This window comes from uncultured Polaribacter sp., assembly GCF_947497695.1.
Classification (GTDB): Bacteria; Bacteroidota; Bacteroidia; order Flavobacteriales; family Flavobacteriaceae; genus Polaribacter.
This window is the reverse complement of record NZ_CANMHM010000013.1, coordinates 1-17,849: the sequence shown is the minus strand read 5'-3', so window position 1 is coordinate 17,849 and position 17,849 is coordinate 1. Positions and strand designations below refer to the sequence as shown.

The window sequence follows — 17,849 nt, the reverse complement described above, 5'->3', positions numbered from 1 at the left end:
GAAATGACAAATAATTTAAAAAAATAACCTATAAATTAAGCAACAGCTACCAATACAATTCCTAAAATAGCTAATACAACACCTATTTTGTTTTTTAGGCTAAATTTTTCTTTAAACAAAAGAAACCCAACTAAAGTTGATAGCACTACAACAGTTACATTATTTACAGTAAACAATGTAGAGCTCTCAAAACCTGCTGTTTGCAATGCTTTAATAATAAATACTATTGTAAAATAGTTAGGAATTCCAAGAATAATACCTGCAATTATATTTTTAAATCCAAAAGATGCTCTTTTACGAATTGTTTTTATTGATAAAATCAACAATCCAAAAATTGCTGCAAAACCAAACAAACTACCTGAAAATAGTGACACTTCATTTTTCTGTACAAAATTAACTTCTACATATTTAAGAATTGTATCAATAGCTCCAGAACCAAAAAAGAGTAATATTGGGAATAATAATCCTGCCTTTAAAGTTGTTCCCTGCTCTTTTACAGATGTTAAATACACAGAAATTAAGGCAATTAAAACACCTATAACCTTCCATAAAGAATAGGATTCATCATACAATACAATACCGAAAATTACTGGAATTACAACAGACATTTTTCCTGCAACAGAAGCTACAGAAACCCCATTTTGTTGTGCTGTATTTGCCATCACAAAAAAGACAGAAATAAATAAAGCTCCTAAAACCATAGCTCCAAAAAACCATGGTTTTTGAGGTATTTCATTAAAAGAGAATGTACTATCAGAAAAACTAATTCCTAAACTAAAAGCAACCACATAATTTACAACAATTGCCTTTAAAGTATCTATTTTATAAATAACGAAATATTTAAATATAACAAATAAGCCTGAAGAAAAAAGGACACTTAAAAGTAAATAAATCAAAATAAAAGGTCTTTTTTCTCAAACAAGGTGGTTACATCTTCTTTACCAGGAATTAAATTCCAAGTTTTAATTCCTAAAGTATTTGCAGCAACAGTGTTTTCTTTTAAATCATCTACAAACAACGTTTCTGATGCTTTTAAATTATTCTGATTGATTACAAACTCATAAATTTCTGAATCTGGTTTTCTAAAATGAATTTCGTGCGATAAATAAAACTGCTCAAAACAGCTTTTAAATTGGTTATAAAACTGGTTTCCTAAAGAATTTTGAATAGATTTAATGTGTAAATCATTAGTATTACTCAATAAAAATAGTCTATACTTTTTACTTGCTGCCAATTGTTTTAAAAATTCTAATCGTTTTTTAGGAAAATCTAACAAAACAGCATTCCATGCAAAAATTAAATCGTTTTTATCAATTTTAAAAGTATCATGATAAAAATGAACAAACTGTTCTGTAGAAATCAATCCCTTTTCATATTGATGATACACTGCAATCATTTCATCAGAAATTTCAGAAACACCAAGTTTTGCCATTTCTCTAATAGTTGCTGGTTTGTCTAGATTGATAAAAATATCGCCAAAATCGAAAATGATGTTTCTAATCATTTGTATATATTTTTAAAACATCTGTTTTGATGTTTCGTTGTTCTTTTATTACTTTATTAAAAACTGGTGCTTTCACTCCTTCTTTAAATTTAGTTTTACCTACAAAAACATGAGCTTCATCCCAAAGATTTTCATCAATAAACGTTTGTAATGTTTGTGATCCACCTTCAATAATTACAGATTGAATATTGTGTTTTTGAAGAACGTTACAAATTTGAATTGCTAGATTTTGACCAAAATTTATATTTTCATAAATAATATTAGTAAGGGGTTGAAACCTCTTATTGTTGTTAAAAAGAACAATCGTCTTAACACTTCCGTCTAAAACACTACTATTTACAGGGATTCTTAAATTAGCATCTAAAACAATTCTAAAAGGGTTTTGACCAGACCAACTTCTCACATTTAATGTAGGATTGTCTGCAATCACAGTATTTGTACCCACTAAAATAGCGTGTTCTTCACTTCGCAATTTATGAACCAATTGTTGAGAATATGAGTTAGAGATCCAAACTGGCTTTTGCTCATTTTTATTTAAAGGAGCAATAAAACCATCTTGAGTTTCTGCCCATTTTAAGATAATAAAAGGGCGTTTTTTTTCTTCAACAGAAAAAAAACGTTTGTGATGTTTTCTACATTCTGCTTCTAAAACACCAACAATTACCTTAATTCCAGCTTTTTTAAGTCGTTCTATTCCTTTACCAGCAACCAAACTATTAGAATCTACACAACCAATAACTACATTTTTTAATTGATGTTTTACAATTAAATCTGCACAAGGAGGTGTTTTTCCAAAATGAGCACAAGGCTCTAAGCTAACATAAATAGTAGCCTCTTTTAAAAGTGATGTATTTTCTACAGCATTAATGGCATTTACTTCTGCATGATTACTACCATAAATAGATGTAAAACCTTCGCCAATAATTTTATTTTGATGCACCACAACTGCACCAACAGAAGGATTTGGACGTGCTAAACCTATTCCGTTTTTAGCAATTTGCAAACAGCGTTTTATGTAAAATTGGTGGTTAATAATTTTTGATTTTATAATAAAAAATTAAAATTTAATTTTAATGTCTTCAGTTTCATCAATTGCATAATCGCCAGAAAAACCAAATACGTTGTATTTTAAATTTCCTTTTAATTGTACTTTAATTGACTTTTTTAAAACAGAATTTAACAAACCGCCTAAAAAACCGTTTTTATTACTTTCTAAAATTCTTTTAGTTGGTATTACTGCTAATAATGGCATTGAAAATTCTTCTCTTGCAGGTACTTTAAACTCATCCGAAGAAATTTGCGCAACTTCTTCATCATTAATAATTACTTTAATTTCTTCGGTCGTTATTTTTCCTCCAACATCATTAGGATTTGTAAAAAAAGCATTTGCTTTTAAACGAATAGTATCTGCTGCAAAACTGACAAGTTTTATATTATCAACTCTCACAAAAACAGGTTTTTCTTTAACAGTACAACTGTTAATTAGTAAAAATAAAAGTAAAAAATATAATAGTTTATACATGTAATTAAGATTTAAAAAATTAATATCTTGCTTGTGCAAAAATAATGGAATTAATGGCATCTAATAGTTTTATTAGAAGAGAAATTAAAACTCATATAATTTTAAAAAAAATTAAAACTAAAAATTGATTTATTACATACTTTCTACCCTTCATATTTTTCTTTTTTGTTGGGCTTTTTATAATATTTTATATTTTGGTATAAAACCATCAAAGTCTTTAAGTTGGATTTTAATTACGTTATTTTTTCCATTTATAGGAGTTATTGCCTATGTTATTTTTGGGATTAATAGAAGAAAATTAAAATTTTTAGAATTAAAAGAAATCAAACGAAGAAAAAATTATATTAAAAAATCTTTTAAAAAAACAACTAATAATCACTCAGAAAATTTAAATTCTGATAACGCAAAAAAAATATCTAATCTTATTTTCACAACTACAAATATTCCTTTGGATGAGGGAAATGACATCCAACTTTTAAAAAATGGAAAAATAGCTTTTGATGCAATTTTAGATGCCATCAAAAATGCACAAAAATTTATTCATCTTCAATATTATATTTTAGAAGATGGTAAAATTTTAAACAGTATCATTAATGAAATTGAAAAAAAAAGAAAAGAAAATGTAGAAGTTAGAATTTTATATGATGATTTTGGAAGCTCTTCTTTAAAAAAGTATACCAAAGAAAAACTAAAAAAAATGGGGGTAGAAATTTATCCTGAAACTCCATTTGAATTTGGAAAGTTTCTTTTTTCTTTGAATCATAGGAATCATAGAAAAATTTGTGTAATAGATAATAAGATTGGTTTTACAGGTGGTGTAAATATTTCTGATGAATATATTGACAATAAATTTTTAGGCATTTGGCAAGACACTCATTTACAGATTAAAGGGCGTGCTGTAACAAGTTTACATAAATCTTTTTTAAAGGATTTTTATTATGCTACAGAACAAGATTTAAGTAAAAATAAAGAATTTTTAAAACCATTTCCTTGCAAAGGCAACACCAAATTACAAATTGTTTCTGGTGGTCCAGATTATGAACAATCTATTGTAATGCAACAATATTTAACCTTAATTAATACTGCAAAAAAAAGCATTTGTGTTTTAAATCCTTATTTTATTCCCACTTTTTCTATTTTAGAAGCTTTTAAAATAGCTGCATTAAGTGGTGTAAATGTTACTTTATTATTGCCTAAAAAGGGCGATTCTAAAATAGCAGATTACAGTATGTATTCTTATTTTGAAGTTTTAATTAAATCTGGAGTACATATTTATTTACGTGATGATTTTTCTCATTCTAAAGTTATTTTTATTGATGATGAAATTTCCTCTATTGGTTCTACAAACTTCGATTGTAGAAGCTTTGAACATAATTATGAGTTAAATGCCTTAATTTTTGATAAAAATATTGCTTTAGAACTTCGAGAAGAATTTGACGAGCGTGTTAAAAAAGCTACCAAAGTGGTATATGAAGAATTTAAAAACAGAAGTTTTAAACAAAAAACACTTGAACGTTTTGCTAGATTTTTAAGTCCTTTACTATGAATTTAAAACAATTTAAATTATTTTTTTCTGAAAAGCTTTCAGAAATATATCCCAAAACAGAAATAGAAAGTTTCTTTTTTCTTTTGATGGAAGAAAAACTTAATTTACAAAGAATTGATACTGTTTTAAAGCCCGATTTTTTAATTACTATTGATGTTTTATCTGAATTGAAAACAATTACAGAAAGACTACAAAATGAAGAGCCTATTCAATATATTTTAGGGAAAACAGAATTTTATGGATTGCCTTTTATGGTTGATGAAAACACATTAATACCAAGACCAGAAACTGAAGAATTGGTAGCATGGATTCTAAATGAAACTCAAGAGATAAGAACTAAGAACCAAGACCAAAAAATTACAATACTTGATATTGGCACAGGAACTGGTTGTATTCCTATTTCATTGGCTAAAAACCTAACAAACACAAAAATTACTGCGATTGATGTTTCTACAAAAGCTTTAGAAATAGCCAAACAAAATGCAACTTTAAATAATGCTGTTGTTTCTTTTTTAGAAATGAATATTTTAGAAACAGAAAAACTACCTCAAAAATATGATGTTATTGTTTCTAACCCTCCTTATGTTAGAGAATTAGAAAAAATAGAAATACAAAATAATGTTTTAAAAAATGAACCTCACTTAGCGTTGTTTGTTGATGATGATAATCCATTGATTTTTTATAAAAAAATTACTGATTTAGCAAGGCAAAGTTTATCAAAAAATGGAATTTTATTTTTTGAAATCAATCAATATTTAGGGCCAGAAACCTTTAAAATGTTACAAGAAAAAGGTTTTAAAAATATTGAATTAAAAAAAGATTTATTTGGTAATGATAGAATGATAAAAGCAAACTATTAAATTAAATTCAATGTTTTTTTACGTTGGATTTTTTTTGTTTCTGTTTCTATAAACCTTTCTATAAAATAAGTCTCTTTAGGGATTTCAAATTTTGATAAGTTAGTATTATAAATTGAAATTTTTTGATATTTACCTTCTATTATTAAAACTAATTTTTCTCCAAGTTTTTCATCAGGAATTCCCGCAACAAAAAAACGATTTTCAATAATTTTAGCTAATTTTTCTTCAATTTTTTCAGGATATAATTTTATTCCTCCAGAATTAATCACATTGTCAAAACGACCCAACCATTCAAACTGGGTATCAGAAATTAAACGAACAATATCATTTGTAAAAATAACCTCCTTACAAACTTTAGGAGCTTTAATTACCAAGCAATTTCTCACATCAATATAAATTTTTACATTAGGTAAAACATGATAATAAGACTTTTCTGTACTATTAAAAGTTACATTTTTTAAATTATTCAACTTTTTAACAGCAATATGAGTTATGGTTTCTGTCATACCATAAGTTGCAAAAACAGTTGTAGAAATAGTTTGTAATTTTTGTTGCAATTGATTAGAAACTACACCTCCACCAACAATTATTGTTTTAATTAAACCTACAGAATCTATAGCGTTTTCTAATTGCAAAGGTACCATTGCAGAAAAATCGTACTTTTTTTTTATCCCACGAAGTGGAAAAGAATTTGATTTTACAACATCTAAATGCCAACCTAAAGTTAATGCTCTTACCAACATCATTTTACCAGCAATATATGCAGTTGGCAAACATAATAATGCAGTGGTATTTTCTTTTAAATTAAAGTAATTACCAGTTGCTATGGCAGAATTAAGCATTTGCTTTTTTTGCAACTGTATCTCTTTAGGAATCCCTGTAGAACCAGAAGTTTTTACGAAAACAAAATCATCTTTAGAAAACCATGTTTCTAAAAATTGATGAATTTCATCACAAAAACCCTCTGTAAAGGTTAATAAATCTTCAACAGAAGAAAATGAAACTCCGTTTAATTGGAAATTTGTATGAAACTTTTCTAATTTCAATCTTCTAAAATTCTATAATTATCTTTCAAATTAACAGGTTCATTAATTTTACCTGTTAATTTTTCTGTCCAATTTTTCCATCCATATTTCTTAGAAAAAACGAATAACATTAAAGGATATAAAACAAACACAGGGAAAAACATTTCCCAACCTACAGAAGGTTCTGAAGTATCTACATACAAAGCATCTGTTTGAAAAACCGTCCAATTTGTAGTTACAAAAAAAGCTGCAACAATATTATTAATTGCGTGTAAACCAAGTGATAACTCAGTTCCTTCGTCCATTAAAGTTGTAATTCCGTAGAAAAAACCAGTACCAATATAAAATACCATAGAAATATTTCCTAATTTTTGAACCTCAGGATTTGCACCATGTAATAAACCAAAACAAACAGAAGTTAAAATTAAGGGCAACCATCTGTTTTTTGCTAAAATACCCAAACCTTGCATAAAATATCCTCTAAACAACAATTCTTCAAACGAAGTTTGAAAAGGTAAAAACAAAAAAGAAATAGCCAATAATATAAAAAAGGGAATGGGTTTAAAATTCCAAACATAGTTTTCTGGCGATATAAAAATGCCTATAACAATTACAACAGAAGCAACAATACCCCAAGTAACAAACCCAAACCAAAATCGTTTCCAATCTATCTTTTTTCTGCTGGTAACTAAAGACGTAACTGTTCTTTTATGAATGTATTTAACACCAATAATAAGGGCTATTAAACCAAAAAGAAACATTAAAATCATTAAAAAAAGGAAGAGATTATTGTTGATACCCAAGTTCATAAAATTATCTTGAGTCGCTTTTATAAATTCTGTAATGTTTTCAGAATGTGAATAAGCAACAAGCGTTAATGGTATAACACCTATAAATTGCCAACCTAAAAAAGCTACCAAAATAGTAAATACCCAATGATACCATTCATTATTACCTCTAAATGCCTGTTGTATGTAATTCATATTTATAAATTAAAATTCCAATTTATAGTTGGGTTGTAGTGTAAAGTACCGCTTTTAACTTGTAACGGACTCATAAAATTATTTGTAAACAAGCCTCCTGTTCCTAAGCCTTGAGGCAAATTATTTTGCAATGTATGTGTAAATTGTGCAATTGCATTTAAGCCAATATTGCTTTCTAATGCAGAAGTTACCCACCAATTGCAATTGTTTTGTTCTGCTAATTGAATCCAAGCTAAACTCCCTGCAAAACCACCTACCAAACTTGGTTTTAAAATGATATATTGAGGTTTTATTGTTGCTAACAATTTCTTTTTTTCTTCGGATGAAAAAACGCCAATTAACTCTTCATCTAATGCAATTGGCAAAGGTGTTTTGGCACATAACATTGCCATTTCTTCAATTTGACCTTGTTTAATAGGTTGTTCTATAGAATGAATCTCTAATTCTGATAATATCTTTAATTTTTCTAAAGCATTATTAGGATTAAAAGCACCATTTGCATCTACTCTTAATTCAATTTCTTTGGCTGAAAATTCTTTTCTGATTGCTTGTAACAACTCAATTTCAGCATCAAAATCAATAGCACCTATTTTCATTTTAATGCAAGAAAAACCATTTTCTAATTTTTCTATAATCTGATTTTTCATAAACTCCTTCTCTCCCATCCAAACCAAACCATTAATAGGAATTGATTTTTGTCCTTTTGTAAATTCTGATGGAAATAACTCAAATTTATCAGCACTTTGAAGTGATAAAAAAGCTTGCTCCAATCCAAATTGAATTGATGGAAACTCTAAGAGTTCTTTAAGTAAAGCTGCTATACCTACCTTGATGTTTTTACAAACCCACTTTAATTTTTCTTCATAAAAAGGAACATCATCTATACTTAAGCCTCTAAACAAACCTGTTTCTCCAATACCAATTTTATCATTTTGCTCTAAAATAATAAACCAAGTTTCTTTGGTTTTTAAAATTCCACGTGAAGTTCCACTTGGGTTTTTAAAATTAAGAATGTATTTTTTGTAAGTTGCTTTTATCAAATCGTTGTTGTTTTTTTACTACATAAAAACATTGAAAACATAGTTTTTTTCTTTTCTCTTGTCACTCAACTCCTTTTTTAACTCTTACTTTTCAAGAAAAACTTTAAAATTATTTAAATAACCTTGATCTTGTTTTAGAAAAGTTCCTTTAAAAAATGGAAACACACAAGCCATTAAATAGGTTTCACTTTGGCAACTTGCGTTTAAAGTAATGTTTGTAACACCATCTTTTTCTGTAAAGATATAATCATCTCTTTTTAACATGCCTTGTGCATTAAAAAACAAGGTTACTTTTTCGTTTTCAATATAAGCCAATACTCTTTGAAGCATGGTAATTTCTTGACCTTGATTTAAAATCACAATCTTATACTCACTTCCTATTTTCCCTGGATTTTCTTTTACAACCTCTAAAGATTGTACTTCAGGAATCCAATTTTTTATATTTTCGCTATCATTAAAAGTTTTAAAAACTTCTTCAATTGGTTTGTTTACAGAAACCTTAGCAGTATAAGTTGTTTCTTTTACAAACAAACCAGTTAAGAGAAATAACAATACAACAGTTGTAATGATCCCTAAAATTATTTTTATTGTTTTCATAAATGCTATTTCTAAATTAAAACGTGTCCTATTCCAAAAAGAATGGCGAATAAAAAGGTGCTTAATGCTACTTTTTTGAGTTCACTATCTAGTTCTGCAGGAATTTTATTTTGAGCAACTGTTTTTACATTTTTTATCAACGGAACAAAAGCAACTAAAAAAACAAGTTGATAAATGGTTTTATAGTCTAAAAAAGTATAAATTAATGCAGAAATCAAAGCTGCGAATATTAGAAAAAAGTGGTATTTTTTTGAGTTACTATTTCCTAATTTTACAACCAAAGTATTTTTATGGTTCTTTTTATCTTCTTCTTGATCTCTTAAATTATTTAAATTTAAAACGGCTGTACTTAACAAACCTATAGAAATTGCAGGTAAAAAAACAGTATAATTAATCTGTTTGGTATACAAAAAGTAACTACCAACAACGCTTAGCAATCCGAAGAAAACAAATACAAAAACATCACCAAAACCACTATAACCATAAGCAGAATTACCAACTGTGTATTTTATGGCAGCTGCTATGGATGCAATTCCTAATGCAAAAAATAAGATTGAATAACCAAAATTTTCTTGTCCAAATGAAACATAAATAAGTAACAAAGCTATTATTAAAGTAATGATTGCAGTAATAATCATTGCCAATTTCATTTGTTTAGGAGTAATAGCTCCTGAAGCCACCATTCTTGCTTCTCCTGTTCTGTTTTTGTCAGAACCTTTTAAGCCATCTCCATAATCGTTTGCAAAGTTTGATACTACTTGAAAACCGATGGTTGTTAAAATTGCCAACCAGAAAATTGGCGATTGTAAAACTGTAAGTTGATTATTTAAAATAGCATTATTTCCTAAAATTGACCCAACAATAATTCCAGAAATAGACAAAGGAAGCGTTCTTAAACGAGCTGCTTTTATGTAGTTTTTAAGCATAAAATGTTATTAATCTATAATAAATTCTTCTTCTTTACTTAACACTAAAGCTTCTTTAATATCTATTCTTTCTTTATTTTTATTGTATGGCACTAAAAAAACATCTTTCAATCCTAATTTTTTAATTTCTTCTTTAAAAGTGGTCGCTTTTGTGTAGGTAGAAAAATTACCAATTAAATACGCATTTCCGTTTTCTGTAATTACTTCTTTAAAATTTGTGTTTTCATTATTATCAAAATCGATATCAAAATTTTTAAAAACACCTAATTGTATAGAATACACAACATCTGCATTATTTTTAAATGGAAGCGTAGTTGTAATTTTCTGAATACTATCTAACAAAACAAGTTCTTTTTGTGCTGCCTCTTTAGCTGCTAATTTAGAGTTTGAGTAACTACAGAATAGAAAAATTAAAGAAAGTATAAATAAAATTAGCAATACAATAAAAATATTGGTGTTTCTCTTTTTATCGTTTATTATTTTGTTAGACTTCAACTTTAAGTTTACAAAACCTTTTTGTAAATTTCTATTGTCTATTTTTAACTTATCTACTTCTTTATATAATTTTAATAAGTCTTCTTCTTTAATTATTGACATACTCTAATTTTATAAGTTATTAGCTTCTGCTATTAATTCTGCAATATCTTTTACCACAACTTCTGCTTCTTTTTCTTTAAATTTTATACCATCAGTCATCATTGTATTGCAATAAGGGCAACCAGTAGCAATAATTTGTGGTTTGGTTTCTAAAGCTTCTTCTGTTCTTAAAACATTAATTTCTTTATCTCCTTTTTCAGCATCTTTAAACATTTGTGCACCTCCAGCTCCACAACATAAAGCTGTTGCTTTATTACGTTTCATTTCTGTTAAATTAACACCTAATCTTTTTATTAAGTCTCTTGGAGATTCATACACCTTATTGGCACGCCCTAAATAACATGGATCGTGAAACGTAACTCTTTTACCTTTTAAAACACTAGTATCATCAATATTTAAACGTCCTTCTGATATTAAATTCTGAATAAATTGTGTATGATGAAAAACTTCATATTTTCCACCTAAAGATGGATATTCATTTTTTAGAGTATTGAATGAATGAGGATCACAAGTCACAATTTTTTTTACTTCATATCCATTTAGAACCTCAATATTCATCATTGCTTGCATTTGAAACAAAAACTCATTTCCAGCTCTTTTTGCGGCATCTCCTGTAGAGGATTCTTCTGTACCTAAAACTGCAAAATTAACTTTTGCTTGATGTAATATTTTTACAAATGCTCTAGATATTTTTTTAGCTCTATCATCATAACTTCCTGCTGCACCAACCCAAAACAACACTTCTGGTTGTTTTCCTTGTGCCATCATATCTGCCATTGTTGGTACGTTCATTTGTTTAGATGTTTAATCGTTTAACTGTTTATTCGTTTAATTGTTAAAAGCTTCTCGATACAAAATTTTTAAAAAAAAATCGATCGAAATAACAATGACTGTTTACTGCAACTGTTTACTGAGACTGCTTACTGAGACTAAAAACTGCTAACTATTGTTACTCTTCATTTGCCCAATTCAATCTATCTTGTTGATTGTATTGCCAAGGAGCACCATTGTTTTCAATGTTTGTCATCATCATATTTAATTCTTGTGGTGCTGCACTTTCTTCCATTACTAAATACCTTCTCATGTCCATAATAATAGATAATGGATCAATATTTACAGGACATTCTTCTACACAAGCATTACAACTTGTACAAGCCCATAATTCTTCTGGCTTAATATAATCGTTTAGTAATTGTTTTCCATCATCAACAAAAGTGCCTTTATTAGCATCAATATTTCTACCCACTTCTTCTAAACGATCTCTGGTATCCATCATTATTTTTCTTGGGGATAACTCTTTACCTGTTAAATTAGCAGGACAGGCAGAAGTACATCTTCCACATTCTGTACAAGTATAAGCGTTTAATAATTGAACCCAATTTAAATCTGCAACATCAGATGCACCAAATTTTTCTGGAATGGTTTCTTCTACTCCTTCTGCTGGTGCAGCATAAGGATCTGCATCTGGATCCATCATTATTTTTACTTCATTGGTTACAGACTCTAAATTTGTAAGTTGCCCTAAAGGATTTAAATTTGCAAAATACGTATTTGGAAAGGCTAATAATATGTGTAAATGCTTTGAATAATATAGGTAATTTAAGAAAGTTAAAATTCCTAAAATATGAATCCACCAAGCACTTCTTTCTATAATATAAACCGTTTCTGGAGTAAAACCTTTAAAGAACGGAGCTATAAACTGACTTATTGGGTTTCCTATTCCTGCTTGCTGAAAAGGGATATCTGTAGCGTTCATCAACAGAAAAAGAGACATTAATACAACCTCGAAATACAAAATATAGTTTCCATCTTTTTTTGGCCAACCTTTCATTTCTTTGCTCAAAAAACGTTTGATGTTTACAACATTTCTTCTTGTCCAAAAAAGTATTACAGCAATCAAAACCAAAACCGCTAAAATTTCGAATGTACCAATTAAAAAAGCATACAAACCTGTTCCAATAATATTTTGAAAAACTCTGTGAGTACCTAATAAACCATCAATAATAATTTCTAATACTTCTATATTGATTATGATAAAACCAACATAAACAATAACGTGTAAAAAACCAGAAAAGGGTCTTTTTACCATTTTAGATTGCCCTAGAGCAATCATAAGCATATTTTTTAATCGTTCTGGTTTTCTATCTTTTCTATTTACATCTTTTCCTAATTTTATGTTTCTGCTTAACTTGCGAATGTTCATCGCAAAAAAACCAAATCCTAGTGCTAAAGCTAAAGCAAAAATTATATTAGGTATATACTGCATATCAATTAAAAGTATTTAAAATTATTTAGTAACTTCTTGTTTTAATTTCACGTCTTTATTTGGCGCATAAGGTTTTGCTTTTTTACCAAATAATGAGAAATGTACAAATCTTTTAGGATTTAATTTCATTTCTCTTAATAAATCCTCTAATTCTTTAGACATTGATGTGATGTTATTGTACAAGTCTTCATCGGTAACTAATTTACCTAAAGTGCCTTTTCCTTTATTGATACCTGATAACATTAAGTTAGCAGAGTTCAACGTTACTTCTGCTTTTTTTAAAATACCTCCAATATTTGCATTTACAATAGTATCTGAAATTTTTGAAAAATTTTCTGTAATTGCTTTTGTATTTTTTACACTTTCAGTTAAATCTGTAGTTGTTTTATCTATAACACCATTAACTGCTAACATTGTTTTTTTAACTTCTGTTAAAGTTGTTTCTAAGTTTTTAACGGAAACTTTGAGGCTGTTTTGAGTATTTAAATCTAAAACATTGTTTACATTTTTAAACAGAGAATCTGCACTAATAATAACATGCTCTAATTTTGCTTGTAGTGGATCTAAACGCTCTCCTAATGAAGTAAATAAACTAGATTCTATTTCTCCTTTTAAATAATCTTCTGATTTAGCATTTTCTCCTTCATAATGAGGAACAATTGCTAAGTTTGATGGACTTAATGGGCTTGGTGAGTATATTTTAACAACACTCTCTTTAGAAAAATTAAAATCTTTTTTAACTGAAAAACGAACAACTAACTGTCCTTTTTTTTCTGGATTAGGGTTGAATTCAATTTTATCAATTGTACCTACTTTTAAACCATTAATTGTAACAAAACTAGACTTTGTAAGTCCTGATATATTTGGATACTCTACATTAAAATAACGAGTATCTGTATTGAATAAATTTTGCCCTTTCAAAAAATTATAACCCCATATAAAACCGGCAATTACAATAACAGCAACAATTCCTATTTTTAACTCTTTAGACATACACTAATTTTTATAACAAAATTACTATTATTTTTTGGTTGATTGCTAGAAAACTACTGCATTTTAGCAGCATCTTTAACAGATATTTTTTCTCCATTGTTAAAAGCCACTATAAAAGCAGAAGTATAGCCTTTAGACTTTGCTTTTTTTAATGATTTTACTGCAGATTGATAATTTGATGTAGTACCATAATAATATTTATAATACTTACTAATTTTTACCCTTTGAACACCTTTTAACTTTTTAAAATTGTAAGATTTGGTTGCTATTTTTTTTCTACCTGATGCAATTTGTACTTTATATTCAATAAAATTTGTAGTTTCAGTTTCTTGTTCTGTATTAACAACTGTATTTAACTTTAAGTTGTGTACATATTTTAATATAGCATCTGAAATAGCATTTCCCATTTGCTCTTGGCCTTTTGAAGAATTTAAATACTTACCTTCGTTTTTATTGGTTAAAAAACCTAATTCTACTAAAACACTTGGCATAATGGTTTCTCTTAAAACCTGAAAGTTATCTTGTTTTACTTTTCTGTCATGTCTTTTTAATTTCAAAGTAAAATTATTTTGCATTAAGCTTGCCATGGCTAAACTCTTATCTAAATTTTCTTCCTGTAAAAGTGATAAACCAATGACTGATTCTACTGAATTAGGGTCAAAACCCTCATATTTTTCTTCGTAATTTTCTTCTAAAAGTATAGATGCATTTTCTCTTTTAGCAATTTCTAAGTTCTTTTTATTTCCTCTTAATCCTAAAACAAAAGTACCTGCTCCATAAGCGTTTGATGTATGAGAATCACAATGTATAGATACAAATAAATCTGCTTTTGCATGATTTGCTATATCTCCTCTTTTCCATAAATCAATAAAAACATCACTCTTTCTAGTGTAAATAACTTCTATATCTTTATTTTCTGATAATTTTTTTCCTGTAGATAGTGCTACCTTTAAAACTATGTTCTTTTCTCTATAACCATTTCCTAGGTTACCAGGGTCTTTTCCTCCATGTCCTGCATCAATAACGATTACATATTTTCTTTGACCAAACATTGCTGATGAGTTCATCAAAAATGCCCCTAAAAATAGCAAAATAAAAATTATTTTTGCTTTCGTATTAATTTTGTTGTTTTCTATAAATCTCATTAATAAAATTTAACTAATTTTGGCTTCGTTAATTTGGTGCTTCAAATATTGAACCATACTTTTACCAATATACAAAAATAGCATTTAAAGCGTTGCAAACAAACCCATCATACATTCTTTTATTTTGTTGCATATTTTTTATTCAAATAGGCTTTTCTCAAGACCTTACAAGTAATAAAAGAACAGGAATTATAGACATTAAAAAAGATTCTCTTTTTAATAAGAAAATAGATTCTTTGGCTCTCAAAAAAATAGATTCTATAACTATAGATTCTATTAAACCTAAAGAGGTTATAGAAGATATTATCTTGCACGTTGCCAAAGATTATACAATACAAGATGCTAAAAACAAAACGGTTACCTTATATAATGAAGCAAATGTTACTTATACAGATATTGATCTTAAAGCAGGTATTATTATTGTAGATTATAAAAAAAACACCCTTTTTGCAAAAGGAATTATAGATAGTACTGGCTATATTCAACGACCTGTTTTTAAACAAGGTAGTCAAGAATCTGAACAAGATTCAATGGTTTATAATTTTAAAAGTAAGCGTGCTTTAATTTATGGCTTAAAAACAAAACAGGGTGAAATGTTTACCTTTGGTAATAAAACCAAACGTGTAAACGACTCTACTATATTTGTTAGAAACATACGTTTTACAACTTCAGAAAAGCAAGATTATTTTATAGGTACAGACAAAGCAAAGTTGGTACCAGGTAAAAAAATAATTGTGGGTAATAGCTTGTTGTATATTGCAGATATACCAACTCCAATATTTTTACCTTTTGCCTATTTCCCTATTACAACAACAAGTACTTCTGGTTTTTTAATGCCTACTTTTGATACTGGTAGTAGTGACAGAGGTATTGGTTTACAAAATGGAGGGTATTATTTTGCGGTAAACGATTACATGGATTTAACTATTTTAGGGGATGCTTTTGCAAATGGAAGTTGGGGTACTCGAATTTCTTCTAATTACAATGTAAGATATAAGTTTAGTGGTAACTTTAGTTATAACTTTGAAAATAATATTAGAGGAATTAGAGGTTTTGACAATTATAGCAAATCAAACAGTTTTAATATTCGATGGTCTCATAGCCAAAACTCTAAAGCAAACCCTAACGCTCGTTTTTCTGCTTCTGTAAATCTTGGTAGTAGTAGATTTTTTAGAGAATCTCAAAATCAATTTAATGTTTCTCAAACACAAACAAACACACTTAACTCTTCTGTAAACTATAGTAAAACTTTTGTTGATACTCCGTTTAATATGAATGTTAATCTTGGTCATCAACAAAATACAAACACACAGCAAATTACGATGACTCTACCATCGCTAACTGTAAACATGAATAGAATTTATCCTTTTGCAGGAAAAGGAGGAATACAAAAAACCCCCATCCAAAAAATGGGTTTTAATTATACCATGCAAGGCCAATATTTAATTAATACAACAGATAATGATTTTTTTACTGCAAAAATGTTTGAAACTGCAAGATCTGGAGCACAACATACAACAGGTACAAATACAAACATAAAAGCATTTAAATATTTTACAATATCACCAAGTGTTAATTATGAGGAAACTTGGCAATTTGATTATATTCAAAAAAAATATGATATCACTGAAAATGTGGTTATTACAGATACTTTAAGAGGCTTTAAAAGTTATAGAGAGTATAATGCAGGAGCCAGTTTAACTACAAATATTTATGGTACTTTTAATTTTAAGAAAGGAAGACTAAAAACAATTAGACACACTTTAAGACCCTCTGTTTCTTACTCTTACAGACCCGATTTTAAAGAAAAACACATCAGACAGGTTCAAAAAAGTGCAGATGCTTTAGATTTAGATGAATATACCATTTTTGATCAAGGTATTTATGGAGCACCAGCTTCTGGAATAAGCAATTCTATAGGAATTTCTCTTAACAATGTTTTAGAAGCTAAAATGGCTCCTAAAGATCCTGATAGTGATGAAGAAGATGAAAAAATAACCATTTTAAACAATTTAAACTTTAACAGTTCTTATAATATTGCAGCAGATAGTTTACGATGGTCTCCTGTTAGTTTTTCTGCCGGAACTCGTTTGTTTAAAGATAAATTAGCCGTAAATTTAAATGGTACTATGGATCCTTATAAAGTAAACAGCAATGGAGTTAGAATTAATGAATTTAACCCTAATATTTTACGATTAACAAACGCTAGTTTAACCGCAAATTACTCTATTTCTAGTAGCGATTTAAATAAAGATGGTAAGGAAGAGGAAAACAAAAGCGGAAATGGTGCACAAAACGGAGTTGATGTAATAGGTGCAGATATTAACCCAACAAATAGACAAGGAGCTAGAAATGTGAACAACACAAACAGTAAAGATAAAGAAGATAAAAATAAAGAAGCAAAACTATACAATGCAAATATTCCTTGGACTATAAATTTAGCTTACTCAGCAAGTTACAGAGACAATGGTTTAGAACCTGGTAGTATTGGAGTACACAGTATTATGTTTAGTGGTAACATAGACTTATCGCCAAAGTGGCAAATGGGGTATTCTTCTGGTTATGATGTAAAAGGAGGTGCTTTTACATTTTCTAGATTTAATTTTACTAGAGATTTAGATAGTTGGCAATTTAATTTTAATTGGGTGCCTTTTGGATCAAACTCTTCTTATACATTCTTTATTGGTGTAAAATCTTCTATGTTATCTGATTTAAAATGGGACAAAAACAAACCACCAGATAGAAGGTTATTTTAATTTAATATGCAGTATGCAGTATGCAGTATGCAGTATGCAGTATGCAGTATGCAGTATGCAGTATGCAGTATGCAGTATGCAGTATGCAG

General features: G+C 28.3%; 17 protein-coding genes. 3 read left to right on the top strand and 14 right to left on the bottom strand.

All coding sequences use genetic code 11. The annotated features are described in order from the left end of the window. Positions 1 to 35: 35 nt before the first annotated feature. Genes Q0731_RS11295 through Q0731_RS11280 form a run of 4 tightly spaced genes read right to left on the bottom strand, consistent with a single transcriptional unit; the run spans position 36 to position 3,026 of the window. Positions 36 to 896, bottom strand: coding sequence for an EamA family transporter (locus Q0731_RS11295; RefSeq protein WP_299064131.1), 861 nt, complete (start codon positions 894 to 896; stop codon positions 36 to 38). Continuing rightward, on the bottom strand, positions 893 to 1,504 hold the full coding sequence (locus Q0731_RS11290; protein ID WP_299064129.1) for an HAD family phosphatase: 612 nt from the start codon (positions 1,502 to 1,504) through the stop codon (positions 893 to 895). Before Q0731_RS11290 ends, Q0731_RS11295 begins: the two co-directional genes overlap by 4 nt. Then, entirely contained in the window at positions 1,497 to 2,540 is a 1,044-nt protein-coding gene (gene ribD / locus Q0731_RS11285) for a bifunctional diaminohydroxyphosphoribosylaminopyrimidine deaminase/5-amino-6-(5-phosphoribosylamino)uracil reductase RibD (protein ID WP_299064208.1), read from the bottom strand. Before ribD ends, Q0731_RS11290 begins: the two co-directional genes overlap by 8 nt. Positions 2,541 to 2,561: 21 nt before the next feature. Then, a complete protein-coding gene (locus Q0731_RS11280) occupies positions 2,562 to 3,026 on the bottom strand; it encodes a hypothetical protein (protein WP_299064126.1) in 465 nt (154 codons plus the stop codon). Positions 3,027 to 3,150: 124 nt separating this feature from the next. On the opposite strand from Q0731_RS11280, the gene cls reads away from it, so the two are divergent. Further along, entirely contained in the window at positions 3,151 to 4,572 is a 1,422-nt protein-coding gene (gene cls / locus Q0731_RS11275) for a cardiolipin synthase (protein ID WP_299064125.1), read from the top strand. Further along, complete coding sequence (gene prmC, locus Q0731_RS11270) at positions 4,569 to 5,432, top strand: peptide chain release factor N(5)-glutamine methyltransferase (protein WP_299064124.1); 864 nt, start codon at positions 4,569 to 4,571, stop codon at positions 5,430 to 5,432. The genes cls and prmC overlap by 4 nt, the downstream gene beginning before the upstream one ends. On the opposite strand, the gene Q0731_RS11265 is transcribed toward prmC, so the two are convergent. The 10 genes from Q0731_RS11265 to Q0731_RS11220 form a co-directional block, all read right to left on the bottom strand. Further along, positions 5,429 to 6,478, bottom strand: a complete 1,050-nt coding sequence (locus tag Q0731_RS11265) for an AMP-binding protein (RefSeq protein ID WP_299064123.1) — start codon at positions 6,476 to 6,478, stop codon at positions 5,429 to 5,431. The genes prmC and Q0731_RS11265 overlap by 4 nt on opposite strands. Continuing rightward, complete coding sequence (locus Q0731_RS11260) at positions 6,475 to 7,440, bottom strand: CPBP family intramembrane glutamic endopeptidase (protein ID WP_299064121.1); 966 nt, start codon at positions 7,438 to 7,440, stop codon at positions 6,475 to 6,477. The genes Q0731_RS11265 and Q0731_RS11260 overlap by 4 nt, the downstream gene beginning before the upstream one ends. Before the next feature lie 2 nt (positions 7,441 to 7,442). Continuing rightward, positions 7,443 to 8,480 carry an o-succinylbenzoate synthase gene (locus Q0731_RS11255; RefSeq protein WP_299064118.1) on the bottom strand — a complete coding sequence of 346 codons (1,038 nt, stop codon included), beginning with the start codon at positions 8,478 to 8,480 and terminating at the stop codon, positions 7,443 to 7,445. An 84-nt stretch (positions 8,481 to 8,564) separates the two neighbouring features. Continuing rightward, complete coding sequence (locus Q0731_RS11250) at positions 8,565 to 9,077, bottom strand: SRPBCC family protein (protein ID WP_299064116.1); 513 nt, start codon at positions 9,075 to 9,077, stop codon at positions 8,565 to 8,567. An 11-nt stretch (positions 9,078 to 9,088) separates the two neighbouring features. Continuing rightward, positions 9,089 to 10,003: a 1,4-dihydroxy-2-naphthoate octaprenyltransferase gene (menA, locus tag Q0731_RS11245; protein ID WP_299064114.1), complete on the bottom strand. Its 915-nt coding sequence runs from the start codon at positions 10,001 to 10,003 to the stop codon at positions 9,089 to 9,091. 9 nt (positions 10,004 to 10,012) lie between these two features. Next, positions 10,013 to 10,600 (bottom strand): hypothetical protein, encoded by a 588-nt coding sequence (locus Q0731_RS11240; protein WP_299064112.1) that lies wholly within the window; start codon positions 10,598 to 10,600, stop codon positions 10,013 to 10,015. A 9-nt stretch (positions 10,601 to 10,609) separates the two neighbouring features. Continuing rightward, positions 10,610 to 11,392: a (Fe-S)-binding protein gene (locus Q0731_RS11235; protein ID WP_299064109.1), complete on the bottom strand. Its 783-nt coding sequence runs from the start codon at positions 11,390 to 11,392 to the stop codon at positions 10,610 to 10,612. A 157-nt stretch (positions 11,393 to 11,549) separates the two neighbouring features. Then, the gene (locus tag Q0731_RS11230; RefSeq protein WP_299064106.1) at positions 11,550 to 12,866 is read right to left on the bottom strand and encodes a (Fe-S)-binding protein; all 1,317 of its coding nucleotides are present in this window, start codon (positions 12,864 to 12,866) and stop codon (positions 11,550 to 11,552) included. 21 nt (positions 12,867 to 12,887) lie between these two features. Continuing rightward, positions 12,888 to 13,859 carry an MlaD family protein gene (locus Q0731_RS11225; protein ID WP_299064103.1) on the bottom strand — a complete coding sequence of 324 codons (972 nt, stop codon included), beginning with the start codon at positions 13,857 to 13,859 and terminating at the stop codon, positions 12,888 to 12,890. Between the two features lie 53 nt (positions 13,860 to 13,912). After that, positions 13,913 to 15,004 (bottom strand): N-acetylmuramoyl-L-alanine amidase, encoded by a 1,092-nt coding sequence (locus tag Q0731_RS11220; RefSeq protein ID WP_299064100.1) that lies wholly within the window; start codon positions 15,002 to 15,004, stop codon positions 13,913 to 13,915. Positions 15,005 to 15,096: 92 nt separating this feature from the next. Here Q0731_RS11220 and Q0731_RS11215 point away from each other — a divergent pair, with 92 nt between their 5' ends. After that, positions 15,097 to 17,760, top strand: a complete 2,664-nt coding sequence (locus tag Q0731_RS11215; protein WP_299064097.1) for a putative LPS assembly protein LptD — start codon at positions 15,097 to 15,099, stop codon at positions 17,758 to 17,760. Positions 17,761 to 17,849 lie beyond the last annotated feature (89 nt).